Origin of the sequence: Micromonospora globispora (genome assembly GCF_003857015.1) — a bacterium.
GTDB lineage: Bacteria > Actinomycetota > Actinomycetes > Mycobacteriales > Micromonosporaceae > Micromonospora > Micromonospora globispora.
This window is the reverse complement of record NZ_QGGF01000365.1, coordinates 1-25,778: the sequence shown is the minus strand read 5'-3', so window position 1 is coordinate 25,778 and position 25,778 is coordinate 1. Positions and strand designations below refer to the sequence as shown.

At 70.9% G+C, this 25,778-nt stretch carries 26 protein-coding genes and 1 pseudogene; 17 read left to right on the top strand and 10 right to left on the bottom strand.

Annotation, left to right across the window (positions count from 1 at the left end; all coding sequences use genetic code 11):
- The coding region (locus DKL51_RS18375) for an IS481 family transposase (protein WP_124812300.1) at nucleotides 1–1,350 on the bottom strand (1,350 nt) is incomplete at its 3' end.
- A 1,232-nt stretch (nucleotides 1,351–2,582) separates the two neighbouring features.
- Here DKL51_RS18375 and DKL51_RS18370 point away from each other — a divergent pair.
- The 6 genes and pseudogenes from DKL51_RS18370 to DKL51_RS18345 all read left to right on the top strand — a co-directional run bounded on the left by DKL51_RS18370 (nucleotide 2,583) and on the right by DKL51_RS18345 (nucleotide 8,090).
- Nucleotides 2,583–2,993 carry an HAD family hydrolase gene (locus DKL51_RS18370; RefSeq protein WP_109946844.1) on the top strand — a complete coding sequence of 137 codons (411 nt, stop codon included), beginning with the start codon at nucleotides 2,583–2,585 and terminating at the stop codon, nucleotides 2,991–2,993.
- A gap of 340 nt (nucleotides 2,994–3,333) precedes the next feature.
- Nucleotides 3,334–4,173 carry an alpha/beta hydrolase family protein gene (locus DKL51_RS18365; protein ID WP_124812299.1) on the top strand — a complete coding sequence of 280 codons (840 nt, stop codon included), beginning with the start codon at nucleotides 3,334–3,336 and terminating at the stop codon, nucleotides 4,171–4,173.
- A gap of 426 nt (nucleotides 4,174–4,599) precedes the next feature.
- Nucleotides 4,600–5,070: a hypothetical protein gene (locus DKL51_RS18360; protein WP_124812298.1), complete on the top strand. Its 471-nt coding sequence runs from the start codon at nucleotides 4,600–4,602 to the stop codon at nucleotides 5,068–5,070.
- A gap of 614 nt (nucleotides 5,071–5,684) precedes the next feature.
- Nucleotides 5,685–6,531 (top strand): annotated as a pseudogene (locus DKL51_RS18355) (ABC transporter ATP-binding protein).
- On the top strand, nucleotides 6,528–7,289 hold the full coding sequence (locus DKL51_RS18350) for an ABC transporter permease (RefSeq protein ID WP_109946841.1): 762 nt from the start codon (nucleotides 6,528–6,530) through the stop codon (nucleotides 7,287–7,289). The pseudogene DKL51_RS18355 and the gene DKL51_RS18350 overlap by 4 nt, the downstream one beginning before the upstream one ends.
- Nucleotides 7,290–7,319: 30 nt before the next feature.
- The gene (locus DKL51_RS18345) at nucleotides 7,320–8,090 is read left to right on the top strand and encodes a MerR family transcriptional regulator (protein ID WP_124812297.1); all 771 of its coding nucleotides are present in this window, start codon (nucleotides 7,320–7,322) and stop codon (nucleotides 8,088–8,090) included.
- A gap of 104 nt (nucleotides 8,091–8,194) precedes the next feature.
- On the opposite strand, the gene DKL51_RS18340 is transcribed toward DKL51_RS18345, so the two are convergent.
- Nucleotides 8,195–8,983, bottom strand: coding sequence for a DinB family protein (locus DKL51_RS18340; RefSeq protein WP_124812296.1), 789 nt, complete (start codon nucleotides 8,981–8,983; stop codon nucleotides 8,195–8,197).
- Between the two features lie 313 nt (nucleotides 8,984–9,296).
- On the opposite strand from DKL51_RS18340, the gene DKL51_RS18335 reads away from it, so the two are divergent.
- The 3 genes from DKL51_RS18335 to DKL51_RS18325 all read left to right on the top strand — a co-directional run bounded on the left by DKL51_RS18335 (nucleotide 9,297) and on the right by DKL51_RS18325 (nucleotide 11,060).
- The gene (locus DKL51_RS18335; protein ID WP_123827093.1) at nucleotides 9,297–9,884 is read left to right on the top strand and encodes a hypothetical protein; all 588 of its coding nucleotides are present in this window, start codon (nucleotides 9,297–9,299) and stop codon (nucleotides 9,882–9,884) included.
- A 226-nt stretch (nucleotides 9,885–10,110) separates the two neighbouring features.
- Complete coding sequence (locus tag DKL51_RS18330; protein ID WP_165823220.1) at nucleotides 10,111–10,608, top strand: SRPBCC family protein; 498 nt, start codon at nucleotides 10,111–10,113, stop codon at nucleotides 10,606–10,608.
- 251 nt (nucleotides 10,609–10,859) lie between these two features.
- Nucleotides 10,860–11,060 carry a hypothetical protein gene (locus DKL51_RS18325; protein WP_123809669.1) on the top strand — a complete coding sequence of 67 codons (201 nt, stop codon included), beginning with the start codon at nucleotides 10,860–10,862 and terminating at the stop codon, nucleotides 11,058–11,060.
- 83 nt (nucleotides 11,061–11,143) lie between these two features.
- Here DKL51_RS18325 and DKL51_RS18320 read toward each other — a convergent pair whose 3' ends face one another.
- Both DKL51_RS18320 and DKL51_RS18310 read right to left on the bottom strand, forming a co-directional pair.
- Nucleotides 11,144–11,398 (bottom strand): hypothetical protein, encoded by a 255-nt coding sequence (locus DKL51_RS18320; protein ID WP_123809668.1) that lies wholly within the window; start codon nucleotides 11,396–11,398, stop codon nucleotides 11,144–11,146.
- 602 nt (nucleotides 11,399–12,000) lie between these two features.
- A complete protein-coding gene (locus DKL51_RS18310; protein WP_109965112.1) occupies nucleotides 12,001–13,341 on the bottom strand; it encodes an MFS transporter in 1,341 nt (446 codons plus the stop codon).
- Nucleotides 13,342–13,470: 129 nt separating this feature from the next.
- Here DKL51_RS18310 and DKL51_RS18305 point away from each other — a divergent pair, with 129 nt between their 5' ends.
- Entirely contained in the window at nucleotides 13,471–14,004 is a 534-nt protein-coding gene (locus tag DKL51_RS18305; protein WP_109965111.1) for a GNAT family N-acetyltransferase, read from the top strand.
- 164 nt (nucleotides 14,005–14,168) lie between these two features.
- Here DKL51_RS18305 and DKL51_RS18300 read toward each other — a convergent pair whose 3' ends face one another.
- Nucleotides 14,169–15,008 (bottom strand): SDR family oxidoreductase, encoded by an 840-nt coding sequence (locus DKL51_RS18300; RefSeq protein WP_260428574.1) that lies wholly within the window; start codon nucleotides 15,006–15,008, stop codon nucleotides 14,169–14,171.
- A gap of 54 nt (nucleotides 15,009–15,062) precedes the next feature.
- Here DKL51_RS18300 and sigJ point away from each other — a divergent pair, with 54 nt between their 5' ends.
- On the top strand, nucleotides 15,063–15,947 hold the full coding sequence (gene sigJ, locus DKL51_RS18295; RefSeq protein ID WP_109947367.1) for an RNA polymerase sigma factor SigJ: 885 nt from the start codon (nucleotides 15,063–15,065) through the stop codon (nucleotides 15,945–15,947).
- Nucleotides 15,948–16,003: 56 nt separating this feature from the next.
- Nucleotides 16,004–17,275 carry an MFS transporter gene (locus tag DKL51_RS18290; RefSeq protein ID WP_109964996.1) on the top strand — a complete coding sequence of 424 codons (1,272 nt, stop codon included), beginning with the start codon at nucleotides 16,004–16,006 and terminating at the stop codon, nucleotides 17,273–17,275.
- Between the two features lie 11 nt (nucleotides 17,276–17,286).
- On the opposite strand, the gene DKL51_RS35010 is transcribed toward DKL51_RS18290, so the two are convergent.
- Nucleotides 17,287–17,778: a hypothetical protein gene (locus DKL51_RS35010; RefSeq protein ID WP_165824316.1), complete on the bottom strand. Its 492-nt coding sequence runs from the start codon at nucleotides 17,776–17,778 to the stop codon at nucleotides 17,287–17,289.
- Between the two features lie 91 nt (nucleotides 17,779–17,869).
- On the opposite strand from DKL51_RS35010, the gene DKL51_RS18285 reads away from it, so the two are divergent.
- The 3 genes from DKL51_RS18285 to DKL51_RS18275 all read left to right on the top strand — a co-directional run bounded on the left by DKL51_RS18285 (nucleotide 17,870) and on the right by DKL51_RS18275 (nucleotide 21,027).
- Nucleotides 17,870–18,625, top strand: coding sequence for a Stf0 family sulfotransferase (locus DKL51_RS18285; protein WP_165824318.1), 756 nt, complete (start codon nucleotides 17,870–17,872; stop codon nucleotides 18,623–18,625).
- A gap of 200 nt (nucleotides 18,626–18,825) precedes the next feature.
- Nucleotides 18,826–20,316, top strand: a complete 1,491-nt coding sequence (locus DKL51_RS18280; RefSeq protein WP_109947371.1) for an NCS2 family permease — start codon at nucleotides 18,826–18,828, stop codon at nucleotides 20,314–20,316.
- A 225-nt stretch (nucleotides 20,317–20,541) separates the two neighbouring features.
- On the top strand, nucleotides 20,542–21,027 hold the full coding sequence (locus DKL51_RS18275; protein ID WP_124812295.1) for a GNAT family N-acetyltransferase: 486 nt from the start codon (nucleotides 20,542–20,544) through the stop codon (nucleotides 21,025–21,027).
- Nucleotides 21,028–21,071: 44 nt separating this feature from the next.
- Here DKL51_RS18275 and DKL51_RS18270 read toward each other — a convergent pair whose 3' ends face one another.
- The gene (locus tag DKL51_RS18270) at nucleotides 21,072–21,269 is read right to left on the bottom strand and encodes a nucleoside/nucleotide kinase family protein (RefSeq protein WP_109947373.1); all 198 of its coding nucleotides are present in this window, start codon (nucleotides 21,267–21,269) and stop codon (nucleotides 21,072–21,074) included.
- A 123-nt stretch (nucleotides 21,270–21,392) separates the two neighbouring features.
- Here DKL51_RS18270 and DKL51_RS18265 point away from each other — a divergent pair, with 123 nt between their 5' ends.
- A complete protein-coding gene (locus tag DKL51_RS18265) occupies nucleotides 21,393–22,190 on the top strand; it encodes an alpha/beta fold hydrolase (RefSeq protein WP_124812294.1) in 798 nt (265 codons plus the stop codon).
- Nucleotides 22,191–22,222: 32 nt separating this feature from the next.
- Here DKL51_RS18265 and DKL51_RS18260 read toward each other — a convergent pair whose 3' ends face one another.
- Nucleotides 22,223–23,158, bottom strand: coding sequence for a phosphotransferase (locus DKL51_RS18260; RefSeq protein WP_124812293.1), 936 nt, complete (start codon nucleotides 23,156–23,158; stop codon nucleotides 22,223–22,225).
- 158 nt (nucleotides 23,159–23,316) lie between these two features.
- Here DKL51_RS18260 and DKL51_RS18255 point away from each other — a divergent pair, with 158 nt between their 5' ends.
- Nucleotides 23,317–24,468: a polysaccharide pyruvyl transferase family protein gene (locus tag DKL51_RS18255; RefSeq protein ID WP_124812292.1), complete on the top strand. Its 1,152-nt coding sequence runs from the start codon at nucleotides 23,317–23,319 to the stop codon at nucleotides 24,466–24,468.
- A gap of 15 nt (nucleotides 24,469–24,483) precedes the next feature.
- On the opposite strand, the gene DKL51_RS18250 is transcribed toward DKL51_RS18255, so the two are convergent.
- Nucleotides 24,484–24,690 carry a DUF8847 domain-containing protein gene (locus tag DKL51_RS18250; RefSeq protein ID WP_109947377.1) on the bottom strand — a complete coding sequence of 69 codons (207 nt, stop codon included), beginning with the start codon at nucleotides 24,688–24,690 and terminating at the stop codon, nucleotides 24,484–24,486.
- A 133-nt stretch (nucleotides 24,691–24,823) separates the two neighbouring features.
- On the bottom strand, nucleotides 24,824–25,696 hold the full coding sequence (locus tag DKL51_RS18245) for a carbohydrate kinase family protein (RefSeq protein ID WP_124812291.1): 873 nt from the start codon (nucleotides 25,694–25,696) through the stop codon (nucleotides 24,824–24,826).
- Nucleotides 25,697–25,778: the final 82 nt, after the last annotated feature.

Genomic DNA, 25,778 nt, shown 5'->3' with positions numbered 1-25,778 from the left:
GTTGACGACCCTGTCGACCTCGACGGCGGTGGCCTGCGGCTCCGGCTGCGGCAGTGGGGGCGGGCCGGCGGGGCTGCCGCCGTCGGCGAGCAGGCGGGTCAGGTCGCGCTGGGACAGCCTTGATGGGCTGGACTTGATGCGGGCGCCGTCGGGGGTCAGGACGTGCAGCCGGTCGGTGTCGACCCAGATCGTGACTGGGGTGCCGGCGAGGGCGGGGCCGAGCCACACCTGCTGCTGGGCGACGGTCAGGTTGCCCGACGGCGGCACGACCCGGACCAACTGCACCGGCTGTGGGCGGGTGGTGGATACCGTCACCGACGCCGCGTCGACCTCGACGGCGAGTGGCGTTCTCGGGGCCGGTGGAGCGGCGGGCAGCAGCCCGGCCGGCAGACGCAGCGGCAGGACCTCCGCCGCCGGCTGGCTCTGTCCTGGGGTGGGTCGGTGCAACCGGTCGGCGGGAAAGGCGTCGTCGATGCCCTGGTGGGGCCGGTCGTAGTTGTATTCGGCGACGAACGCGTCCACCGCGGTCTGGGCCTCCTCCAGGGTGGCGAACACCCGCCCGTCCAGGCACTCACCCTGCAGGCTCTGGTGGAACCGCTCGACCTTCCCTGTGGTGGTCGGGGTGCGGGGTTTGGTGTTGCGGGCGACGATGCCGTTCTCCCGGCAGATCCGCTCGAACAACACCTCACCAGGGCGGGGCTTGGTGAACCGGCCGGTGAACTGCTTGCCGTTGTCCGTCAGCACCTCACCTGGCGTTCCGAACCGGGTCAGGGCGGCGGCGAACGCGGCGCAGACGGCGCGGCCGGTGGCTCGGCGAACCACGGTGGCGATGACGCAGTAGCGGGAGTGGTCGTCCAGGCCGGTGACGACCTTCGCCTCCGTGCCGTCAGCGAGGAGGACACCACCGACGATGTCCATCTGCCACAACTCCATCGGCTCCGGGCGTTCCCACCGCCGGTAGTCCTCCCGCCGGCGCTTCCGCGGCACCGCCGGGACCAGGTTGTTCCGTCGCAGGATCCGATACACCGTCGCCCGAGCCGGCGCAGGAGTCACCCCGCGGCGCCCGGCCTCGAAGCGCAGCCGACGCGGACCCCACCGCGGATGACCTCGGCGCAGCTCACACACCAACGCCTCCGTCGAGGGGTCTACCCGGTGCGGGCAGGCGTGCGGGCGGTGAGACCGGTCCTCCAAGCCCTTGACGCCCTCGGTGGCATACCGGGCCAGCCAGTTGTGGATCGTCTGCCGCGACACCCCATACCGGGCGGCGACCCCCGTCTTCGGAGTCCCACCCAGGCAATCCATCACGGCGTGAAACCGCTGTTCCATGACGCTCAACTCCGCGAGTCCCACCCGGTGCTCCTCCCGCCTGAGTTACAGGCGCAACGAGCACCAGGCCGACCAGGTGTCAAACATCAACCGAGGCCGCCGTGTCAACCATCAACCGGCGCAGGACAGCGTGTCTGCCGGCGGTTGGTTCAAAGTTTCTGTACGTCTTCAAGGCGGCCCGCAACGGGCCGCACGCGCCGCCGCCTGGGCGCGCGCCGGCCGCTGCCGCTGTCGCTCTGCGGCCGTCACGCCTGATGCCCGGCGGCTGGCGCGGAGAGCGGGAAGCCCCGGAGGGCCGAACGACAGACGGTTTGAGGTGGTGTGGTGGGCCGGCAGCCAGCCGGGCCGCGCGGTCAGCATCCCGCGCGGTGTAGGCGAGCGCACGCCGGCCGCGTCGGCGAGCTGGCGGCGGTCGCGGGGTTGCGGCTACTGCGCCTCCGGCGGGGGCGCTCCGGCTCCAGGATGGCCCGGGCTCCGCCGGCGGGTCACGGTCCGTGGGTGGTTGCGGTAGGCCATCCCGCCCGCCATCGACCCGGGGCAAGCCGAGCAGACCACCGCCCCGGCCCGCCAGCGTCCGTACGAGCCGTCGCGGCCCGCCGGTTGTGGCGGGCCGGGGCGGCGGCCTGCTCCCCATAAGGGCGGGTCGACGGCAGCCAGTGATGGCAGGCAGTCAAGTATCGTGAGGACCTATTTGGCCCGAGAAGGTGGTCAATCACATAGAGGACAGTCAGGTTCTCGTTCACCCGGTCGGGAAGTTCCAGGGCTGCCGATTGTGGGATGCACAGAACGGAGACGAGTCGGAGATGTCGCGTGGCCGTGTACGCAAAGCGTGGTTGATGGTGGCTATCCTGGCTGCACTGTATTTGGTGTCGCTTTTTACCCCCTTGGTGGCGCCATATGCTAGGTATCCGCTCTATGTCATTAAATGTGGCCGGCGGCCTATAGTGGCGTGGGACTTCGCAGCGTCCTACCACTACCTGCGACCTGGCGACGACGGGTATGGGGTGGATTTTCTAACGTCGGACTTTTTCTGCACGGAAGCCGAAGCCGAGAGGGCGGGATTTAGACGAAGTGTGTTCTCAGGTGGGTGACGACCACGTCCGGTCGTCTACGTTCTCCTTCGAACAGCGGCTGAGTGACTATCTGGGTGACGGCGGGTTCCGCCGGCGGTGCTTCGCGGCAGACCTGACCCGTCGCGCCGACGTCCTCGACTTGCACGTCACTGCATCGACGCCGATATCAATCAAAGGCGTTTGATGGCCGCCTCGGCGCGCCGGATGGCCGTCTTCGACCTTGACGACACCTTGGTGCGCGGAGACTCGTTCGGCCAGTTCACCCGCGGTCTGCTGTTCCATCAGCGGTGGCGCGCGGCAGTGCCGCTGGTGCTCGCTCCACTCCTCGCGCCGATGCTCTTCCTCCCACCCACCCGACGGGTAGCCATCACCGGCTTCCTGTGGCTGGCGTCGGCTGGGCTCTCCGAGGCGCAGTTCACCGTCCTGGCCGAACAATTCGCCGCTATCCACGCCCAGAAGCGCATCACGGTCGCGCTCGACCGGCTCCACCATCACCTTGCCGCCGGCGACCGGGTCATCATCGTCACCGCATGTGCCGACCGCTCGCCACCGCCATCTGCGCCGACCTGGGCCTGGGCGAGGTGGAGGTGGTAGCTGCCCGACTTCCGTGCCGGCCGCACCGGAATGTGGCCCGTCGTCGGCTGCCAGGGGCCGCAGAAGGTGCAGCGACTTCGCGACGCCGGCGTCACCCTGCCCGTCGACTACGCCTACACCGGCAGCCTCTCCGACCTTCCCCTCCTGTCTCCCGCCACCCACCGGTGTTATTGAACCCTCCGGCCGACACCTGACCCGTCTGCAGGCCGCCCTTCCCGACGCAGTCACCGTCCTCCGGACGACAGTCGAGAGACGTTGAACCGTTCGGCGGCGTCCGTGACCGTCGACCGGGCCAGCACCTGTCGAACAGCTTCATACCGCCTTCGAGAAGGAGTCGCTCATGGACTACCAGCAGGAGTTCGTCGACCGCGGCGCGGAGCGCATCGGGCTGCAGATCTATCCGGAGCCGGACAGCCGGACCGCGCCCGCCGTCGTGGTCTGGCCGGCGATGGGCGTGCCGGCACGCTTCTACCGGCCGTTCGCGGTCGAGCTGCGAAACGCTGGATTGGCCGTCCATGTGGTGGATTTGCGCGGTACCGGCACCAGCTCACCGCGACCCAGCCGGGCCTCCCGGTACGGCTACCCCGAACTTGCGGCCGATGTCGGTGCAGTCCAGGCAGTGTTGAAGCCCCGGCTGGACGGCCGGCCCGTGCTGCTGCTCGGCCACTCGTTGGGTGCACACGCATGCCTGCTGCACCTGGCGTCGACCGGCGGGGCCGGCATCGCAGGCATGGTCGTGGTTGCCGCCGGGCTGGCGTACTGGCGGACGTATCCCCGCGTACGGGGTGTGCTCACGCTGATGCAGACGCAGGCTCTCGGGGCCACCGCGGCGCTTCTCGGCGTCTGGCCCGGTTGGGGCTTCGGCGGTCGTCAGTCGCGCAGGGTGATCGGCGATTGGTCCTACACCGCCCGGCGCGGCCGGTATCCAGAGCTGAACGGCGCCGAACCGGAGAGGGCCCTCGCCCAGCTACGGACACCGGTGCTCGCCGTCAGCGTTGAGGGCGACCGTTACGTACCCGCGCCGGACCTCGACCACTTGTGCGGCAAGCTTGCGATGGCACCGGTCGAGCGGATGCACTACACGACGACAGAGGCGGGGGTTCCACTCAGCCACTTCAGCTGGGTACGGGCCGGTGGTCCACTCGCCCGCAAGGTGACGGAGTTCGCGGGCCAGCTCTGACGCCGCTCACCCGCGATACCGCCGGCCGAGACGAGGACAACCCAGGATGGCGGGCGGCCCCTCCTCGGGCTTGGGGCACACAGGGGGCACAAGACAGCGTGAAACGTCGGCAACCAGCCATCAATGACGCGAGCCCAAGATGAGGCTTGGCCAGCGTACCGGCCAGGACGCCCAAGGCCACCCGACAGCCGACCTAAGTTCCGCTTCAACGTCTGACAGGGTCGCCGTGTCCGATGCGTGCCCGATGTAGCGGTCAACACCGGCCCACAGCGGCACCCCGGCAGCCGCAAGCTGAACGCTCCGTGCTCACTCGCCAGGCAGCCCGACTACCCACCGTGCGGATCAATCCGATTCCCAAGCTGACAGTGCGGCCCGTCGCACGGTGCCTTGGCCGGTGGGCGGTGCAGGGTGAGCACGGATGTTGCCATGGCGGAAGTGAGCACCTTGTTCCTGCGGTCGGGTGAGCCAGTTGCACAGCGCCTCCTTGACGAGCTGGTCGCGGAGCTTCGGGTGCGGTACCCGGTCGTGGCTGCTACGCCGGTTGGGGATGGCGTCGGTTGGGCGTCGTGCGAGTTGTCCAGCGACCGCGACGTTGCAGGGGAAGCGCGCGCTCGATATCCGACGGCCGTGGCCGTCGACGAGCAAACGACTCCTGTTGCCCTGCGCGTGGTTACCCGACCCGATACCGTCAAGGACGCCGTCAATCACGGACTCGCCCAAGGCGGTCCCGTTGATCTGACCCTATGTGACACGCTCGCGGAGATCACTACATCTGGTTACCTGCTCGACTGGGCGATCGTCCGAACCATTCACAGGCTCACCTCCGACCGGTGGGCAGCCACCCTCTACACCGCGCAAGCGGGCTTCAACACCACGACTCCTGAGTCCGAGGCATAGCGGCTGCCGACAGCAACGGCGACAGCAACCGGTTGGCACGAGGACGGCCGTCGGCCGCCGAGCGCGGACAGTCGCCCGAGGTCGCGTACGCGGACGGACCCCGCCGGACGAAGCGCCCAGAACTTACAAGCGAGGGGTCGCAGGTTCGAAACCTGCCGCGCCCACCACCACCTGACCAGGAAAAACCCGCCCCTGATCAGGTTGCTCCTACGGCCGCGCCGCTGTCTGACATCCAGTTCTGACATCAACCGTCGGAGCCGAAGGCCTCGCCCAGCTTCCGCAGAGCCTCCGTCTGCTCGGTCATTCCGGCATGTGCATAGATCATCATCGTGACGTCAACGTGGGAATGATCCGCAATCGCCTGCGCGATGTGCGGCGGGGTGCCGAGGCTCAGCAGGAGTGTCAGGCAGAGCTGAGGCTCCCCGGCCGCCCGCTGTGATGTGCAACAGGTCCAGCGACCTAGGGGCGGCAGGTTGGCGGCCGACGAAACGTCCTGTCATGCCGATGCGCGAGCGGTGGATGGAGCCTGACCCCACTCCCGCAATCTAAGCAGATAACGCTGCCTTGCTCTCGGGCTTGACCTTGACGCAGCGTCAACCCTGCATGCTGGCACCATGTCCATAGATTTCCAGATGTCAACCGAGCAGGTCCGCGGGCCTGTGATCCAGGTCCAGGGCCTGGAGAAGTCATACAAGGATCTGCACGTGCTGCGTGGCGTGGACTTCGACGTGGCGCGGGGCAGCATCTTCGCCCTGCTCGGCTCCAACGGGGCGGGTAAGACCACGGTCGTGAGGATCTTGTCCACGCTGCTCAAGCCGGACGCGGGGACGGCCAGCGTCAACGGCTTCGACGTCGCCACGCAAGCGGCGAACGTGCGGGAGTCCATCAGCCTGACGGGACAGTTCGCGGCCGTCGATGAGATCCTCAGCGGGCGGGAGAACCTGGTGCTGGTCGCCCGGTTGCGGCATCTGGGGGATCCGGGCCGGATCGCGGATGACCTGCTGGCCCGCTTCTCACTGATTGACGCGGCGGCACGGAAGGTGTCGACGTACTCGGGTGGCATGCGCCGCCGCCTCGACATCGCGATGAGCCTCATCGGGAACCCGCCGGTGATCTTCCTCGATGAACCGACGACCGGGCTCGATCCACAGGCGCGTCTCGAGGTGTGGCAGGCCGTCAGGGAGCTCGCCGGGCAGGGCACGACGGTGCTGCTCACCACGCAGTACCTTGACGAGGCCGAACAGCTCGCCGACCGGATCGCGGTCCTCCACCGGGGGCGCATCATCGCCAACGGCACTCTCCCCGAGCTCAAGCAGCTGCTCCCGCCCGCCAAGGTCGAGTACGTCGAGAAGCAGCCGACCCTCGAGGACGTCTTCCTCGCCATCGTCGGTGACGTCGGCACTGACAGCAAAGTAGGCGCCGCCAGCCCCGACGGCACGAACAACTAAGGACCCTCGATGACCAAGCACTTCTTCGGTGACACCGCTGTCCTGCTGGGCCGGTCCCTGCGCCACATCGGCCGCAGCCCGGACACCATCATCACGACCGTGGTCATGCCGATCGCATTCATGCTGCTGTTCGTCTACGTATTCGGCGGCGCGATCCAGACCGGGTCGGACAAGTACGTGAACTACCTGCTGCCAGGCATCCTGCTCATCACGGTGGCCTCGGGCATCTCCTACACCGCATACCGGCTCTTCCTGGACATGAAGGGCGGCATCTTCGAGCGGTTCCAGTCCATGCCGATCGCACGCTCGTCCGTACTGTGGGCGCACGTGCTGACCTCGCTGGTCGCCAATCTGATCTCGCTCGTGGTGGTGGTGCTGGTCGCCCTCGTCATGGGCTTCCGCTCGGGGGCCGGCGCGCTGGACTGGTTCGCGGTCACTGGCATCATGATGCTGTTCACGCTGGCCCTGACTTGGCTCGCCGTCATCCCGGGCCTGACCGCGAAGTCCGTGGACGGCGCGAGCGCCTTCTCCTATCCACTCATCTTCCTGCCATTCATCAGCTCGGCCTTCGTACCCACGGAGAGCATGCCCGGCCCCGTGCGCGCCTTCGCCGAGAACCAGCCGGTGACGTCCATCGTCAACACGATCCGCGACTTGTTCGCTCAGCAGCAGGTCGGTGCCGACATCTGGATTGCCCTCGCCTGGTGTGCCAGCCTCCTCATCGTCGCGTATGGCGTCGCCATGGCCATCTACCACCGCAAGATCAGTTGACGATGTGTCTCCTTCGTGCAGGCTGACGCCATGCTGACGATCGGACGGCTGGCGTCCTACGCCGGGGTAACCATCCGCGCGGTGCGGCACTACCACCAGATCGGACTGCTCCCTGAGGCGGAGCGAGACGCCTCCGGCTACCGGACCTACGACGCCGTCGCGGTCGTGCGACTCATCCGGATCCGGACCCTGGCCGAGGCCGGCGTCCCGCTGGCCCGGATCCGCGAGCTGCTCGACGCCGACCCCGAGACGTTCGCCGCCGCAACCACCGAGATCGACCGGCAGCTGCGGGCGCAGATCCGCGCGCTGCAGGAGCACCGGCGGCGGATCGCGAGGCTGAGCTGCGGCGATTCGTTGGCTCTCCCGGAGGAGGTGGTCGACTACCTGGACCGCCTGCGTGCCATCGGAGCGCCGGAGGCGATGATCGTGGCCGAGCGCGACGCCTGGATCCTGATAGCGGCGCGCTGGCCGGAGGCGATCCCGGCGTTCATGGCCCAGAAGGTGGCTGAGCTGGCCGACCCGAAGATGGTCCGGCTCTACCAGCTCATCGGTCGGATCGCGGAGGACTGGGAGGACGAGGAGCTGTTGCGCGAGACGGCCGACCTGATGAGCGAGCTGTTCGAGCAGGCGGCGGCCAATGGGCAGCTGGACTGGCGGGACGAGCACGTGCCCGACGCGGAGTTCATCCGCCTGATGGACGCGTTCGCCGATGGTGCCCACCCCGCCGTCGCGCGGCTGCGGGAGCTGATCGCTGAGCGTGGGTGGACCGGGTGGACTCGGGTCGAGAAGCGCGAGCCCTGAGGCGTCACGCCGTGTCCGCACCCGCCTCTGATCAGGCGCACTCCTCTGCCCGCTGATGGTGCGCGGCCAACATGCCGAGGACCGGGCAGACGGTCCGACGTCGATCAGGTCGTCTTCCGTGTCGCGCCTGTCTGCAGGGCGTCGAGGTCCCGTCCGGCGAACTGCCGGTGGTGCCACTCCTCGTTCAGGACGATCAGCAGGCACTCGCGTACCGGGAAGCTTTCCGACGGCGGCCAGCCGGTCCCCTCGACGGGCTCGGTGCGGCTGGCCAGGGACTCGTCGGTCAGGCCGTCGACCACCGTGCGCACGGTCGCCATCCGGTCGCGGCGCAGCGCCAGGATCTCGTCGAGCGAGGGACGGGCCTCGCGGTCCCGCGGGATCCCCGGGATGTCCGGCATCTCGTCCCACGGCAGGTCGAGCGGATCCCACGGCGAGGGGTCGCCGCGGATGGCCCGCCGCACCCACGCGTCGGTGGCGAACACCAGGTGGCGCAGGGTCTCGATGAATGACCACTCGCCGTCCACCGAGTCGTGCAGTTGCCTGGGATCCAGGCCGCGAGCCCGCTCGACGGTACCGTCCCAGAGCCGCTCGACGATGCCCCACGCTTCCCGGAAGCCGTCCGGGTCGGTGGGGCGCATTCTGGCTCGGACGGGGTTGCGCCGGTCGAGCTCCGCATTGACGAGAGGCGCGACGTCGACCCCGTTGACCACAAGGTTCTGGATCTCACCGTCGATCCGGACATCGACCAGCTCGACGCCGCGCATCACCACCCCGCTCAAGTCGACGCCGCGGAACCGGGCGCGGGAGAGGTCGACGGCACGGAACTGGGCATCGGTCAGGTCGAGACGCTCGAAACGCGAGCCGCTCAGGTTGTCCCCCGTGAAGTCAGCCATGGCCGGACCCTAGCCGCACCCGGCGACAGGCCGCCGCCGTCGCGAGCGTGGCGCAGGCGAGTTTCACTCTCCGCCGTACCGATGACATCCGGACCTGCCGCAATCAGCGCGCCGAGGTGTCGCAGATCAGCCGGCGGACGGATGTCGCGCATCAGTCGACGGAGGACGCAGCCGGCCGCCGCTGTCTGGTCCCACCACATGCTTGACGGATCTGTCCCAGGACGTGCCTGACGTTCGGCCTAGAGTGCTGGGCACTTTATGACCGCAGACGCGAGGGCTGAGGGGCGGCTGCTGCATGGGGTACTGGGGCACTTTGATCGCCGTGCAGAGCAACGGGCGAAATCTCGCTGCGCTGACCGACCGGAGCGCCGAGCTTCGTGTAGACGGCAGCGCGCGACGAGGCGACGGGTGGCAGGTGTACAGCCTGCCCGACAACTTAGTCGTCGGTGATACCGACGGCGCGCTTCCACGGCTGGTGAAAGAGTCCGACGCTCCGGTCGTGGCGGCCTATGTGGCCGACAGCGACTACGGCCAGCTGGCCGGGCTCAGCCCGGTCCACGGTCAGTGGGAGACATGGTTGGACGCAAACACAGCGCGCCGGTTCGAACGCGATTACCTGGTCATGAAGGGTATGTCGAAGGCTGATGCCGACCGACAGGCTCAGCAGATGATCGCCGGGTTCGGGCTGCCACCCGCCGAAGCGGCCAAGCGGGCGACCCAGTGGGCGAGGGAAGCCGGCTACGCAGTGCCCGCCGGACCAATCCGGCAGGTCCTCGCCAGTAGGCGCCCCCCAGGCGCCAGCGCCCTGCTGCGTCTGCCGTGGAAGCGCTATGTCTTCGCCGAGGAGATGTTCTTCGCGCTCCTGGACAACCTGGGGTTGCCACGCGTGGTCAATGACTGACTGGGGAGGCACTACTTGAAGCGCACGCACTGCGGCTCGCGGCACGCAGCCCTTTCGATCATGTCGTGCATCTGGTGGAACGCGAGTGTCAACATGTCCCGTAACCACAGCCCGCCGCCCGCGTGTCGCATCTCAGGGGCGTCCGTGACAGATGGGTCTCGGGACGTGGGCGACACGTGCGGCTAGACGATCTTCCACCGTTGACGCTGGGATTACCGTTGCGGGCATGATCGTGCGTACGCGCTGGACGGTGCCCCACCCGCCCGAGGCGTTGTGGCCGGCACTCTGCGACTCACGCCTCGAGCTGCAGCCCCGGTGCCCGGTGTTCTACCTGGGTACGCCTCGGCCGACGATGTGCCGGCTGCCCGATGGCCCCGGCGAGGTGGGCGCGGCCCGGCAGTGCGTCTCGGAGCAGGGTGTGGTGCGGCAGCGGATCACCGTGTGGGAGCCACCGACCCGGCTGGCGTTCCACATGGAGTCGACGGTTCTTGGTTTCCACCGCTTCGTCGACTATCTCGGGGATCTGTTCGAGCTGGCCCCCGCAGGTCGTGGCACGCAGGTCACCCGGACCACGACGGTGACAGTCCGCGGCTTCGGCCGTGCCGCTTTGTATCCAGCCCTATGGATAGGGTTGAAATCGGTACACCGCTTCGTGTTCCGCAACTGGCAGAAGATGGCGTTATCGCCCCCTCGGCAGTGTGACGCTCCCTCGCCTACAAGATGATCGGCCGGGCCACCGCATGTGGCGATACAGCGGCCACCAGGGGTCAACAGCGGCACATCGATAGTCTCGACCTGAACGCGCACTGGCTATCTACCAGTTGGCACGGCCACTCAGCCTGTAGATCAATCCGATTCCCAAGCTGACCAGCAGCACCAGAAGAATCCGCAAATCAGCCGCTATGTGAGGCCGGCTGACCTGATGGGCGACGGACGAGTCGACCTGTACGCCGGATACAGCTAGTGTCTGCTGCCGTGGAGTTCGCAGCCGGTATCCCCAGTCGATGGATCGTGACCCTGCGGTCTGGCGCGGTCATGGAGTTGGCGGCTGACGCGTACAGCGAAGCGGACGGCCAGCTGCTGTTCAACGTGCTGGTCGATGCAACCGCTGATGAACAGGATCAGATGGTGATCGACTGGCGGATACCGAACAACCCACGACGCGAGCAACAGTGACAGCAGCCGGCCGGGGTTGAAGACGACCAGGGGCGGCACCGCACGGGGATAGTCGGCGGTTCATATCGCGGTTGCGCAAGCGCCTAGGTGTCAGGGTCTGTCCAGCCTTTCAAGCCCTTGCGGAAGGTGAGCCAGCCGGCTATCCCTCCGGCGACCAGCCCGAGCGCCAATGCGATCAGGAAGTCGTGGGAACCCAGCGTGGGGAACGACGACCGGCTTGGAATGCCGACGTGGTAGGTGAACAGTCCCATGGCGATGGCGCTCAGCACGCCGACGCCGACGGCCAGCAACGGGCGCCCCGCTACGCGGGGCTTGCCCTGCTTGATCCGGTCATCCATATCGGCTCCCAAGGCCATAGATAGCTGCAATTGCCCTGTCTGGGTTCCGGAGAAACCCACTGGGTGGCGGAGGAGCACAACCGAGCCGGGCAGGCATAGTTTCAGCTGATGAGCGTGCTGGACCGGCTGCTCGATTCCGACCCGTCCATCCGCTGGCAGGCACTGCGTGATCTCGCCGACGCGCCGGCTGAGCTCGTGGCGGTGGAGCGCGCGTGGGTGGCCACCGAGGGGTGGGGTGCCCGGCTGCTGGCCTTGCAGGGCGTGGACGGCCAGTGGGCGGGAGGCGCGTACTTCCCCGCGCGGAGCGATGACTCCGACGGCCCCGATCAGTCCGCTGACGGTGACGACGGGGTCCAGCCCTGGACGGCCACGGCGTACAGTCTCCTGCTGCTGCGTGACCTCGGGATCGACCCGCGTTCTGAACAGGTCCGGCGGGCCGTGGCGCTGGTCAGGGACCATTGCCGGTGGGAGGAGGGCGGGCAGCCGTTCTTCACCGGCGAGGTCGAGCCGTGCATGGCACGTGACTGTTGGAGAACACGCATCCCGGCGAGGTCCACTTCGCGCTTGAGGATGGCGATGGACGACCCAGCCGGTGGAACACGTTACGAGCGCTGCGTGTCCTCGGCTGGTACGGACTCCAGGAGAGCGGTCGACGGGAGAGCCGATCCGGGTGACGCCTCTTCGCCCGGCTTGCGCCTGAGCGACGTCTTCTGGCGCAGGACCGTGAGACCGCCGGCGAGCACGCCCAGGGCCACGGTGGCCGTGGCGCACAGGAACAGCGTGTCCCGAGCGCCGATCGCGGTTACCAGGGGGCCGCCGAGCATGGTGCCCAGCGGCACCGCCAGTACGGTCACCGCGCCGTTGGCGGACAGGACCTGGGAGAGCTCGCTGGTGGTGCAGGTGCGCTGGAACAGCGCCATCGAGGTGGACCGGTACGGAGCCCAGATCAGGCCGGCGAGGGCGAAGGCCGGCAGCGACACGCCGATGGGTGCGCCCAGGCCGAGGGGCAGCATGGCGGCACCGAACCCGAGCACGATGCCGACGATGGTGGGCCACAGCGACCAGCGGTGCAGGTAGCCGGCGGCCAGGCTGCCGACGACGCCGCCGACACCGAACGCCGTGTAGTAGCTGCCGAGCACCGTCGCGGAGGCGTGCCGATCTTCGACGACGTGGATCGGCAGGGCCACGTACACCGGCCCGAAGAGGAAGAAGAACCCGAAGCTGAGTGCCAGTAGGCCGAGCAGGGCCCGATGGTGGCGGATGAAGCCGAAGCCGGCGGTGCGCGATGCGGTGGCCCTGGCCGGGCAGTTTGCAGCCACTGGCGGAACGGCGACGCGATAGGTGAGGGCCAGGACGGCGAAGGTGCCCGCGTCGACGGCGATGACCCAGACCGGACCGGTCCAGCCGATGATGATGCCGGCCAGCGGTGGGCCGGCGACCGTGGCGAAGCCGGAGATGGTGCTGAGCACCGCGTTGGCCGGCAGGTGGTGCCGGTGCGGCAGGAGTTCGGCGATCAGGGTGAAGCGCCCGGCGGAACCCCACGAGTGCAGCAGCGACGACGCGGCCAGCAGGACCACGTACAGCCCGACGGTGAGCACCCCGGCCAGTTGGGCGGCGGGGATCGCCGCGAGTGCGGCGGCCCGCACGGTGGCGTCCCAACCGGCGAGCTGGGCACCGCTCCGACCGCTCAGCAGCCGGCCGAAGAGGACGGTCCCGGCCGCGCTGGGCAGGGTGTACGCGGCCACCGCGATCGCTACCCAGATGCCGCGCTGACCCGGCGGTGCGACCTCCAACGCCAGCCAGGTCACCGCAACCAACGCCATGCCGTCGCCCAGGGCGGACACGGCGAATCCGGGCAGGACACGGCGCAGCAGAGGATGACTGACCACCGGCCAGTAGGGCGAGGTACGCGGAAAACGGGGCGGCACCGTGTCGGTCGGCATACTGCCACCTGACACGCCACAGGCTGCACATCACAACGAAATCGGCTGTGGGCAGAAGGCCGAGCGGCCACTGGGTGGCGCCTTTGGAACTGACTTGCCCCGTTGAACTGTCGCCGTCAAGATCAGGCGATGGAACCGCCCGAAGTGGTCAACGCCGGTGAGCTGTTGCTGAAGCGGTGGGAGCCGGCCTGGGCCGAGGAAGCCGCCGGAGCAATCCAGGAGTCCCTGCCGGAGCTTCAGCCCTTCATGCCGTGGGCGCACGACGGCTACGACGTCGAGGCGGCCCGCTCCTACGTCGAGTTGTCGGCGAACAACTGGGCGGAGGGCACGGCGTTCAACTACGCCCTCTTCACGGCGGCCGGCGAACTGGTCGGCTCCAGCGGGCTGATGACCCGGATGGGCCCGGGAACCCTGGAGATCGGCTACTGGATCCACAGCGCGCACACCGGCCGCGGCTACGCGACCGCCGCGGTGACCGCGCTGACCCGCGTGGCGCTGGCCCTGCGCGGCATCGACCGGGTGGCCATCCGGCACGACGTGGCCAACGTGGCGTCCGGCGCGGTCGCGGCAAAGGCGGGGTTCACCGAGGTCGAGCGGGTCCGCCGGGAACCGGAGGCGCCGGGGGAGACCGGCGTCGACGTGGTCTGGGAACGCCGCCGCTGATCCGCTCGGCGTCCAGCCGCCTCCCCGCGAGGCCCCGGCGCCGAACTCGGGGCCGTTGTCGGGGGGACGTCCGCCGGCCCGCCGCGGGTCAGGGTGCGGTGGCGCACCACCGCGTCGGGCCCAGGCGAACAGGACATTGCCCGCCTGGGCCGCCACGCCGCCGACTACCGGCGGGCACCCACCCGCTCCGCCAGGAACTCCTCCCAGGTCCGCCGGCCGACGGCCCGTTCTGGCGCCAGGTTGGCCCCGGCCCGGAGCGCGCGCGCCGCCCCGCCGGGTTGCCGCACCGGCAGCAGCAGCCGGTGGCTGCCGGTGGCGCGCAGGTAGCTGCGAACCAGTTCGTCCATCCCGTACATCCGGGGTCCGGCGATGTCGGGCACCAGGCCGGCGGGCCGGCCGAGCGCCAGCTCGACCAGCCGGCTCGCCACCTCCCCGGCGTCGACGGGCTGGAAGCGCACCCCGGCCAGGACCGGTATCACCGGCAGCTTCGCCAGCTGCGTGGCCACCATCAGCACCAGATCGTGGAACTGGGTGGCGCGCAGCGTGGTCCACGGCACCCCGGACTCAGCCACGACCCGCTCCGCGGCCCGCTTGGACGCGAAGTAGCCGTACATGGCGCGGTCGAGCCGGCTGACGACCGGGATCCGGTCGGCGCCGACCACCGAGATGTGTACCAGGTGCGCGACACCGGCCCGCGACGCCGCCCGTACCAGATTGCGGGCCTTGTCGTCGTCGCCCTTGGCGCTGCCGGCGCAGTGCACGATGGTGCCGACGCCGTCCACCGCACCGTCGACGCCGTCGCCGGTCGCCAGGTCACCGACCCTGAACTCGACGCCGTCCCGGGATTCGTGGCGGTGCCGACTGAGGACCCGGACGGGACAGCCGGCGTCCCGCAGGAGCGGCACCACGTGCCGCCCGAGTGTGCCCGTGCCCCCGGTGACCAGTACGGGTGACATCATCATCTTCTCCAGTTCGTTCGCCGGGGCCGGTTCCCCCGGTCGCATTCGGTTTTGGTGGGTCTACTGCTGTGACACCCAACGAAGAGGGGATGTGACGCGGTGGACGAGCGCGAATGGCTGACGGACCGGTTCGAGGAACAGCGGCCCCGCCTGCGCGCGGTGGCGTACCGGATGCTCGGCTCGGTGAGCGAGGCCGACGACGCCGTCCAGGACGCCTGGCTGCGGGTCAGCCGAGCCGACGCCGGCGCCGTGGAGAACCTCGCCGGGTGGCTGACCACGGTGGTGGCCCGGGTCTGCCTCAACATGCTCCGGTCGCGCGCACACCGGCGGGAGGAACCGCTCGACGTGCACGTCCCCGACCCGATCATCAGCCCCACCTCTGGTGTCGATCCTGAACACGACGCGCTGCTGGCCGACTCCGTCGGGCTGGCGCTGCTGGTGGTGCTCGAGACGCTGACGCCGGCCGAGCGGCTGGCGTTCGTGCTGCACGACATGTTCGCCGTGCCGTTCGACGAGATCGCGCCGATGATCGAGCGGTCCCCGGCCGCGGCCCGACAGCTCGCCAGCCGCGCCCGCCGCCGCGTACAGGGGCAGGCGCCCGCGCCCGACCCCGACCTCACCCGGCAACGCGACGTGGTGAACGCGTTCTTCGCCGCCTCTCGGGACGGCGACTTCGACGCGCTCGTCGCCGTCCTCGACCCGGACGTCGTGCTGCGCGCCGACGGTGGCACCGGCCGCGCCCGGCAGACCGTCACGATCCACGGGGCGCGGAACGTGGCCGCCCAGGCGGTCATGTTCACCCGGCTCGCCCCGTTCGTCCGGCCGGCGCTCATCAACGGCGCCGCCGGGGTCGTCGTCGCCGCGAAGGGACAGGCGTTGTCCGTCATGGGCTTCACCGTGGCCCACGAGCGGATCGTCGCCATCGACGTCCTCTCCGACCCGGAACGCCTGCGCCAGCTCGACCTGACGGTCCTCGGCGACTGACGACCCGCCAGGGCCGGGGCAGCGGGGACCCGGGTTGGGAACTAGGGTCGCCAGCCATGGCGGGGGTGTTCGGTCATCCGGGGTACTCGAGGTTCTGGGCGGCGGACACCGTCTCCACCTTCGGCACGTACGTCACGACGGTGGCGCTGCCGATCGTCGCCATCGTGACCCTCCGGGCCACCGACGCCCAGGTCGGGCTGATCAACGGCGCCCGCTGGTTGCCGTACCTGCTGTTCGGGCTGCTCGCCGGGGTGGTGGCCGACCGGTACCGGCGACGGCCGATCCTGGTGGCGACCGACGTCGCCCGGGCGGCCCTGCTGGCCCTGATCGCGGCGCTCGCCCTCACCGGGATGCTGAACATTCCCGCCCTGATGCTGCTCGTCGCCGTGTTCGGCGTGCTGTCGCTCCTCTACGAGGCCGCGCACCAGTCCTATCTGCCTCGACTGGTGCCTCCGGCGGCGCTGACCCCGGCGAACGCCCGGATGGAGCAGAGCGCCTCGCTGGCCCAGACCACCGGCCCGTTCCTCGGCGGGTCGCTGGTGGCGGCGGTGGGAGCGCCGCTGGCGATGGTGGTGGACGCCGTGTCATACCTGGTCTCCGGGCTGCTGCTGGCGACCATCCGGCGGGACGAGCCGGCGCCGCGGCCCGGCCGTCGGCACCTCGGCCGGGAACTGCGTGAGGGGCTGTCCTGGGTGTACCGGCACCCGGTACTGGCGCCGTACGCCGTCACCCTGCACGCGCGGTTTCTCTTCGCCAGCGTGGCGTCCACCGCGTTCACGCTCTTCGTGGTCCGCGGTCTCGACCCGCGGCTCGCGCCGGATCGGGCGGCGTTCGGGCTCGGCGTGGTGCTGGCCGTCGGCGGCGTCGGGGCGGTGGTCGGCAATTCGCTGTCCCACCGGGTCGGCCGGTGGGGTGCCGGCCGGGCCATCGTGCTGGAGCGGGTGGTCGAGCCGCTGGGCTGGACGTTGGTGGCCCTGGCCGCGACCGGGACCGCCGGCTGGGTGATGGTCGGCGCGGCGCAGTTCGTGGTCTGGCTGGCGCTGGGCGTCAGCGGCCCGAACGAGATGGGCTACCGGCAGGCCGTCACCCCGGACCGGTTGCAGGGCCGGATGAACGGCACCATCCGCTCGCTGAACTGGGGGATGCTCACCATCGGCGCTCCGGTCGGCGGACTGCTGGCCGAGCAGATCGGCTACCGGCCGGCGATCGGTCTCGCCGTCGTCGGGATGGCCGTCGCCGCTACGGTCGCCGTGCTCTCCCCGCTGCACCACGCCCGGCACCCCGAGCCGGCGCCGGAACCGGCACCGACACCGGCTGGCCGGAACTGACGCGCAGCGGGTCAGGCGAACGGGCCGTCGGGGAAGACGTACCGGTAGAGCAGGAGCGGGCCGAGCCAGACCAGGACGAGCAGCAGCGCGACGGCGACCAACAGGACGACCAGGGTGGCCAGGCCGGTCACGACCGGAGAGGGCGGGGCAGGTGTGGGACGACCGGTTCGCCGGGTGAGCCAGTCCGCCGCGGACGCCGCAGCCGGGGTGGGTTCGATGTTGTCGACCCGCAGGCCGTTCCGGGATCCCGCGTCGAGCAGGTCGTCCATGCCGGCGTCGTCCGCCCACGCCGGCGAAGCGGTGCGCCACCCGCCGCGCAGCCGGCGCCCGTCGTACGCCAGCACGGCGGTCCCCGCCCGGTCGCCGTCGATACACGGGTACGACACCGTGAGGCGGGGATCGCCCGCGAGGCCCCGGCCGAACCACACGTCGAACCCGTCGACCCGCTTCCACAGCTCGTCCAGGAACAGACTCTCGGCGGCGGTCGGCTCGCGGTCGGGCACGGTGTCATCGTGCCAGCAGGGGGCGGCGCTCGGGGCCCTGCCTACGGCTTATCCGGTTGCTCCGGGTGACGTCCGTCGATTGGGTCGGGACATGGCCGCCATCGACTCGTACTTCATCTGCGCCACGCCGCGGACCGGCAGTTCCCTGCTCTGCGGGCTGCTGGCCTCCACCGGGGTCGCCGGCCGGCCGGAGGCGTACTTCCGGGTCCCCGACGAGCCGGTCTGGGCCGGCCGGTGGGGGCTGGACCCCGACGCCTTCGGGTACGGCGATTTCGTGGCCGCGGCGCTGGCCGCCGGCCGGACCGACAACGGGGTGTTCGGGGCGAAGCTGATGTGGGGGACGCTCGACCGGGTGGTCGACGGGCTCGCCACGGTCCATTCCGAGCTGGCCGGGGTGGACGACGCGCTGCTGCGCCGCGCCTTCGGCCGGACGGCCTTCCTGCATCTCGAACGGGACGACGTCCTGGCGCAGGCGGTGTCCTGGTTGCGGGCCGAGCAGACCGACCTCTGGTACGTCGGCTGCCCCGACGCCAACGGGCGGGACCCCCGGTACGACCAGGACGGCATCGCCGACCTGCTCCGGACCATCGACGCGCACAACCGGGCGTGGCGGGAGTGGTTCGCCGCGTACGGCGTACGCCCGCACCGGGTCCGCTATGAGGAGCTCGCCGCCGACCCGGTCGGGGTGACCCGCGCGATCCTCGACGCCCTCGGGCTCGACCTGCCCGACGGGGCGTCCATCCGGCCTCGGCACCGCCGGCAGGCGGACGCGCTCAACCAGGAGTGGATCACCCGCTACCGGGGCCGGGGCGTGAGATTGCCCATATCACCCACCGCGCAGGCGTAGGCGCAGGTCATCGACGCTACCGGGCGGTTAAGGTGGTCGTGCGAAGTCGTTCCCCGACCGGGAGCGGCTTCTAGTGCTTCACGGGATCCGTGGAGCCCAGCCGTTCCGACGTTCTCCGGGCCAACCGAATCGGGACGACTGCACCCCCACCGCCCGACCGGGAGTCCGGCGGGCCAACCCGGAACGGAGTAAGCCACGCCATGAGCGTGACTACGCAGGAACCTGCTGCCCCGGTCGAGCCGGCGGAACCCGCCGAGCGCGGTCGCCTCGACCGCTTCTTTGAGATCACCCGCCGGGGTTCGACCGTCAAGCGCGAGGTGCTCGCCGGCCTCACCACCTTCGCGACGATGGCCTACATCGTCGTGCTCAACCCGCTGATCATCGGTACCGCCCCGGACGCCGACGGCAACCTGCTCGGCATCGCGCCGGTCGCCGGGGTCACCGCCCTCGTCGCCGCGGTGATGACCATCCTGATGGGCGTCGTCGGCCGGGTGCCGTTCGCCGTGGCGACCGGCCTGGGCCTCAACGCGTTCGTCGCGTACGCCGTCGCCTCCCAGATGACCTGGGCGGAGGCGATGGGCCTCGTGGTGATCGAGGGTCTGATCATCACCGTGCTGGTGCTCACCGGGTTCCGGAAGGCCGTCTTCCGGGCCATCCCGGCCGAGCTGAAGGCGGCCATCGCCGCCGGCATCGGCCTGTTCATCGCGCTGATCGGCTTCGTCGACGGCGGCCTGGTCCGCCGGGTGCCGGACGCCGCCGGTACGACCGTTCCGGTGCAGCTCGGCGGCGACGGAACGCTGCGCGGCTGGACGACCGTGGTCTTCCTGGTCGGCCTCCTGGTGACCGGCATCCTGGTCGCCCGCAAGGTGAAGGCCGGCATCCTGATCGGCGTCGTGGCGACCACGGTCGTCGCCGTGATCGTCAACGCGCTGGCCAAGCCCGGCCCGGCGTTCGTGAACGGCAAGCCGAACCCGACCGGCTGGCAGCTGAACGTGCCGACCCTGCCCGACCCGCTGATCAAGGCGCCCGACCTGCACCTGGTCGGCAACGTGTCGTTCACCGCGTTCGCCCACGTGGGCGTGATGACCGCGCTCCTGCTGGTGTTCACTCTGGTGCTCGCCGACTTCTTCGACGTCATGGGCACCACCGTCGGCCTGGCCAAGCAGGCCGGCCTCACCACGTCGGACGGCACCGACATGCCACGACTGGGCAAGGTGCTCTTCGTCGACGGCGTCGCCGCGGTCGCCGGTGGCGCCGGTAGCGCCTCCTCGGCCACCACGTACGTCGAGTCGTCCTCGGGTATCGCGGACGGTGGTCGTACCGGGCTGACCAGCGTGGTGACCGGCGTGCTCTTCCTCGGCGCGCTGCTGCTCACCCCGCTGGTGTCGCTGGTGCCGAGCGAGGCCGCCGGTCCGGCGCTGGTCGTCGTCGGCGCGCTGATGATCCGGCAAGTCCGCGAGATCGACTTCTCGGACGTGGCCGTGGCGGTCCCGGCGTTCCTGACCATGACCCTCATGCCGTTCACGTACTCGATCACCAACGGCATCGGCGCCGGCTTCGTCAGCTGGGTGGCGATCCGGGTGGCGCAGGGCAAGGCCCGCCAGATCCACCCGCTGATGTGGGCCGTCGCCGTGGCGTTCGTGCTCTACTTCGGCATCAACCTGGTCAAGGCCGTCACCGGCGTCAGCTGACCGATCCTCGACGCGCCTCCGCTGCCTCCGGCCCGACGGCAGCGGGGGCGCGGCGTATCCGGATCATGGGTTAGAGTGCCGTCGCGCGGACACGCGACCGTCGTGGGCGCAGGGGAGATGAGGCCATGGACCGCCATGAGCTTCCCCTGCCATGCCTTTTTCCGGGTCGCGCACGCTGACTGACCGACCGCGACCCGGGTCACTCCACGACCTTGGAGAATCGCGTTGTCCTTTCCCGACCTGACCACCGACCGTCTCGTGCTGCGCCCGTGGCCGGCCGAGGAGGCCGCCGCCGCCGCCGTCGCCGGTGAGCGCCGCCCGCACTGGGCGTCGGGCTTCCCCGGCGAGGCCGACCGCATGATCGCCGGCTTGCTCACCCGCGAGCCGGAGCGGCCGCACGGGCACTACCTGATGATCGAACGGGAGACCGGCCTGACCATCGGCGCCATCGGGCTGAAGTGGCCGCCCACCGACGGGTCGGTCGAGTTCGGCTACGGCGTCGTCCCATCCCGGCGCTGCCGGGGCTACACCACCGAGGCCGTCCGCGCCCTCGTCGCCTTCGCCCGCACCGTGCCCGGGGTGGCGGAGGTCTTCGCCACCGTGGACCCGGCCAACGTGCCGTCCGTTCGGGTGCTGGAGAAGGCCGGCCTGCGCCGGGACGGCGTCGTCGCCTCCGACGAGGGGACGCTGCACCGGTACGTCGCCGGGTAGTACCGGTCCGGCCCGGCGGCGGGAAGCGCCCGCCGCCGGGCCGGTCACCGGTCCGAGGCGTCCACCCGCAGGTCGGCCCGGTCCCGGGTGCCGTCGGCGGCGAAGAACGCCGCCTCCTCGCCCATCCACCGCTGCCACAGGTCGCGATGCTCATCGCCGTCGCGGGCCAGGCCGCGTTCCCGGCGAAGGATCTCGTCGGAGCTCGTGATCGGAGAGGATGGCCACGGCGCACTCTGGCACACCACCGGCGTCCCTTCCCGGCAGGTGTGGGCGCCGATGAGTTTCCGCCGTCGCCGGCGTTTCATCGGATGCGCCCCGCAAACGGCGGTCGCGCGACCCGGACACGAGTGACGGAGGAACCGAGGGTGAGCTACGCGGACGTCAACGGGGTGCGGCTCTGGTACGAGATCCACGGCTCCGGCCGGCCGCTGGTGCTGTTGCACGGCGGCTACGGCGCGGTGGAGATGTTCGCCCCGATCCTGCCCGCGCTCACCGCCCGGCGGCGGGTCGTCGCGGTCGACCTGCAGGGCCACGGGCGCACCGCGGACGTGGACCGGCCGCTGCGCTTCGAGTCGATGGCCGACGACATCGCCGGGTTGCTCCGGCACCTCGGCCTACCCGAGGTGGACGTGCTCGGCTACTCGCTGGGCGGCGGGGTGGCGCTGCGTACCGCGATCCAGCATCCCGCGCTGGTCCGCCGGTTGGTGCTGGTCTCCACGCCCTGCGCGCGCCGCGGCTGGTATCCCGAGGTGCTGGCGGCCATGGCGATGCAGGACGAGCGGTTCGCCGAGCAGATGCGGGGCACCCCGCCGCACGAGCTCTACGCCGCCGTCGCGCCGCGCCCCGAGGACTGGCCGCAGCTCTGGGCGAAGACCGGCGACCTGCTCCGCCGCGAGTACGACTGGTCGACGGAGGTGGCCGCGCTCACCGTGCCGGCGATGCTCGTCTACGCCGACGCCGACTCCATCCCGGTCCACCACATCGCCGACTTCTACGGGCTGCTCGGCGGCGGACACCGGGACGCCGGCTGGGACGGCAGCGACCGGCCGACCGCCCGGCTGGCCGTGCTGCCCGGCCTGACCCACTACGACATCATCACCTCACCGGCGGTGCCCGACGTCGTCCTGCCCTTCCTCACCCACGAGGTCCGCAGCCCGCTCTGACCGGCAGGTCCGGCCGCCCGGAGGCACCGGGGTCAGCCCAGGCGTCGGGCCACCCAGGGCAGCACCGCGTCCCCCTGCGCCCGCTGGAACGCCCGCACCGTCGGAATGCCGACCGGCGGTGGCTGCCGGGCCCCGTCGAGGAAGAAGCCGGCGAGACCGGCCAGCACGCCGGTCACCGGGGCCGGGTCCACGTCGGCGGTGACCGGCAACCGGTGCAGCAGCGCCTCGGTGTCGTGGCCACCGTGCAGCCGCACGTTCACCAGGAGCAGGACGGTGTCCAGCCAGGCCGGACCGCGGCAGGCCCACGGCCAGTCGACCACGGTGACCACCCGGTCCGGACCGATCAGCAGGTTGTCGGCGCGCACGTCCAGGTGGCACAGGGCGTCGCCGGCCAACGCGGCGACGCCCCACTCCGCCGCGGCGACCAGCTCGGCCAGGTAGGCCCGGGCCCACGGGTCCAGGTCGGCGGGTCGGTCCTCGGCGATCCGCCGCCAGCCGGCGAAGTCGTACGCCAGCTGCTCGGCCGCCGTGGGGACGGCCGTGACCGGCGTCGGGGTCAGCGCGGTGGCCATCGTCGCCAGGGCGGTCAGTACGGCGTCCAGTTCGCCGGCGACCCAGGGCGTGGCCGGGTGCCGGCCCTCGACGTCGGTGAAGACCAGGGCCACCCAGTCGCCGTCGTCGTGGCTGCCGAGCAGTCGCGGCGCGGGCGCGTACGGGGGCAGCGCGGCGGCGATCCGCGCCTCCGCCCGGTGCATGCCGGGGCTGCGGTCGTTCTGGGCCGGGCTGACCGCCTTGACGAAGGCCCGCCGGCCGGCGGCGGTGCGCACCCGGTCGGCGGTGCCCGGGGAGTAGCCGCCGGACTGGGAGACGGCCTCGACGACCCGGTCGCCGAGGATCTCCTCGACCGCGGCCCGGACGTGGGGCGGCAGGTCCAGCCAGCCGATCCGGGTCTTCGTCGCGCTTGCCATGCGCCTCACCCTGCGCCCGCTCGCGCCGACGGGGCAAGCCGATTACCCGCCGGGCGCATCGCCCGGCCGACTGCCCGATTCGTGCCTCGGTGGGCCCTAGGTATGTCGCCCGACGCAGCGGGAACCCGCCGCTGGACGCACCTGGGGAGGAGCCGCGGATGACGAACGGCGCGACACTGACGATCGGTGTGCTCGGCTCGTACGGTGGGCGCAACCTCGGTGACGAGGCGATCCTCACCGGCCTGCTGGCCGATCTGCGCCATCAGGAGCCGAACGCCCGGATCATCGTCTTCTCCCGCGACCCGGCGCACACCGGGCTGGCGCACCCGGATGTCGAGGCGGTGCCCTGGGAGGGCGTGAGCCGCGCCGACTCGTCCCTGATCCTCGCCGAGCTGGACCTGCTCATCCTCGGTGGCGGCGGGATCCTCTACGACCGGGAGGCCCGGCGCTACCTGCGGGTGGTCCGGGTCGCCCAGGAGCGGGGTCTGCCGCTGCTCACGTACGCGGTGGGCGTCGGGCCGCTGAGCGACGGGGTGGACACCGGCATGGTCCGGGAGACCCTGGCCAACGCCGCCGAGGTGACCGTGCGGGACCAGGAGTCCCGGATGGTGCTCGAGGAGGCCGGACTGGTCAACCCGGTCACCGTTACCGCCGACCCGGCGTTCCTGCTGGAGCCGGAGGACTTCCCGGCGAGCTGGCTGCGCGAGGAGGGCGTACCGGCGGGGAAGCGGCTGGTCGGGTTGAGCGTCCGCGAGCCCGGCCGGGCGGCCGAACGGCTCGACGTCGACGGGTACCACCGGCTGCTCGCCCAGATCGGTGACTTCCTGGTGCACCGGATCGACGCGTACGTGCTGTTCGTCCCGATGGAACGGGACGACATCCGGCACTCCCACGGCGTGATGTCGCACATGACGAGCTCGGAGCGGGGCCGGATCCTGCACGGGGACTACAACCCCCGGCAGATCCTCGGGTTGATGCGCCATTTCGACCTCGCGGTCGGCATGCGGCTGCACTTCCTGATCTTCGCCGCCATGGTCGGTACGCCGTTCCTGCCCCTGCCGTACGCCGGAAAGGTCTTCGACCTGGCCCAGCGGCTCGGGGTGCCGGCGTTGCGCGGGGTGGAGCGGGAGGTGGAGGGTCCGCTGCTGGCCGAGGTGGACCGGCTGTGGGACGAGCGGGAGGCCCGGGCCGAGGCCACCGCCCAGCGGGTGGCCGAGGCGTGCGAGCAGGCCCGGGGCACCTCCCACGTCACCCGTGGCGTGCTGGACAGCATCCGTTCCCGCAGCCTGACCCGGGTGGGCGCCGCCTGATCCGGCCGTCCCCGGTCAGACGGCCGGGCCGCGCCAGGTGTAGATCCATTCGCGGCCTTCGCCGCGGTCCGACTCCAGCTCGTAGATCTGCGCCTCGGCCAGGCCCTCCGGGCCGAGGTGGTGGTGGGTCAGCGGCGGGCGGCCGTTGCTGTCCAGCTCGACGGTGACCGTCTCGCCGTCCGCCGTGCCGCCCACCAGCGGGATCTGCACCGTTGATGCCATGCGCCCATCCTGCCCCGCAGGCCGCCGACGCGCAGCGGATAGCCGCACCACCGGCACGCCGCCGGGCGTCCGCGCGGGGCAGCGACGCGGGCGACGCCGCGACCAGGGTCGGGGGCCGTCCCGGCCCGGGGCGCTAGTCCCGCGGCAGGAGGCCGGGCGGGTACTCCATCCCGTCGTGGGTGCAGGCCGCGGCGGCCACCCGGGCGGCGTAGGCGGCCGCGTCCGGCAGCGTGGCGCCGCGCAGGCGACCGGCGATCAAACCGGCGGCGAAGGCGTCTCCCGCACCGTTGGTGTCGATCACCGGGCCGGGCGGCGTCGTCGCCGGTACCCGTACCGGCGGGGTCTCCGGGGTGTGCAGCGTCGCGCCGGCCTCCCCGCCGGTCACCACCACCGTCCGGGGCGCCAGCTCCGCGGCAAGCTTCCCGGCCCGGTCGCCGAGCCGGACGTCGCTGACGAAGACCAGGTCGGCCGCGTCGGCGAAGGGCCGGTGGTAGTCGTTCTCGCCGTCCCAGTCGTGCAGGTCGGTGGAGAGCGTCGCTCCGCCGCGGAGGCCCGCGCGCAAGGCGGGCAGCAGGTCCCGGGCCCAGTCCATGATCGACACGTGCACGTGTGCCGCGTCGCCGACCAGGGCGGCCAGCTCCGCCTCGGCGAACGGCGGCGGCCCCACCCAGGGGCGCGGGTCGTAGAGGGACATCCGGCGGCCGGCCGGGTCGACCATGTTCACCGACCGGCGGGTGCCGGCCGGGGTGTCGGCCAGCACGGCCCGTACCGAGGTGCGGGCCAGCGCCGCCCGGACCACGTCCCCGGCCGGGTCGGCACCCAGCACGTCGACGAGGGCCACCCGCAGGCCGAGGGCGTGCGCGGCCAGCGCCACCCCCGAGCCGGTGTTGCCGATCCGCAGCTCGATCGGGGGCACGGGCAGCGAGTCGGCGGCCGGTAGCGGAAGCACGGGCACCTGGGTGCGGATGTCGATGCCCAGCCCGCCGATCACGATCAGATCGAACATGGCGCAGACAGTAGCCCGACCGGGCCGCCTATTCTGGCCCCGGGCGTCGACGAGGGGGAGCGCGTGCTGGTCATCCTGTCTC

Coding starts and splice junctions, on each gene's coding strand:
- DKL51_RS18280 (WP_109947371.1), top strand. CDS start 18,826: ATGAGCGTGACTACGCAGGAACCTGCTGCCCCGGTCGAGCCGGCGGAA.
- DKL51_RS18285 (WP_165824318.1), top strand. CDS start 17,870: ATGGCCGCCATCGACTCGTACTTCATCTGCGCCACGCCGCGGACCGGC.
- DKL51_RS18360 (WP_124812298.1), top strand. CDS start 4,600: ATGGCGGAAGTGAGCACCTTGTTCCTGCGGTCGGGTGAGCCAGTTGCA.
- DKL51_RS18310 (WP_109965112.1), bottom strand. CDS start 13,341: ATGCCGACCGACACGGTGCCGCCCCGTTTTCCGCGTACCTCGCCCTAC.
- DKL51_RS18350 (WP_109946841.1), top strand. CDS start 6,528: ATGACCAAGCACTTCTTCGGTGACACCGCTGTCCTGCTGGGCCGGTCC.
- DKL51_RS18305 (WP_109965111.1), top strand. CDS start 13,471: ATGGAACCGCCCGAAGTGGTCAACGCCGGTGAGCTGTTGCTGAAGCGG.
- DKL51_RS18290 (WP_109964996.1), top strand. CDS start 16,004: ATGGCGGGGGTGTTCGGTCATCCGGGGTACTCGAGGTTCTGGGCGGCG.
- DKL51_RS18245 (WP_124812291.1), bottom strand. CDS start 25,696: ATGTTCGATCTGATCGTGATCGGCGGGCTGGGCATCGACATCCGCACC.
- DKL51_RS18255 (WP_124812292.1), top strand. CDS start 23,317: ATGACGAACGGCGCGACACTGACGATCGGTGTGCTCGGCTCGTACGGT.
- DKL51_RS18320 (WP_123809668.1), bottom strand. CDS start 11,398: ATGGATGACCGGATCAAGCAGGGCAAGCCCCGCGTAGCGGGGCGCCCG.
- DKL51_RS18300 (WP_260428574.1), bottom strand. CDS start 15,008: ATGCGACCGGGGGAACCGGCCCCGGCGAACGAACTGGAGAAGATGATG.
- DKL51_RS18365 (WP_124812299.1), top strand. CDS start 3,334: ATGGACTACCAGCAGGAGTTCGTCGACCGCGGCGCGGAGCGCATCGGG.
- DKL51_RS18370 (WP_109946844.1), top strand. CDS start 2,583: ATGGCCGCCTCGGCGCGCCGGATGGCCGTCTTCGACCTTGACGACACC.
- DKL51_RS18260 (WP_124812293.1), bottom strand. CDS start 23,158: ATGGCAAGCGCGACGAAGACCCGGATCGGCTGGCTGGACCTGCCGCCC.
- DKL51_RS18340 (WP_124812296.1), bottom strand. CDS start 8,983: ATGGCTGACTTCACGGGGGACAACCTGAGCGGCTCGCGTTTCGAGCGT.
- DKL51_RS18250 (WP_109947377.1), bottom strand. CDS start 24,690: ATGGCATCAACGGTGCAGATCCCGCTGGTGGGCGGCACGGCGGACGGC.
- DKL51_RS18330 (WP_165823220.1), top strand. CDS start 10,111: ATGATCGTGCGTACGCGCTGGACGGTGCCCCACCCGCCCGAGGCGTTG.
- DKL51_RS18345 (WP_124812297.1), top strand. CDS start 7,320: ATGCTGACGATCGGACGGCTGGCGTCCTACGCCGGGGTAACCATCCGC.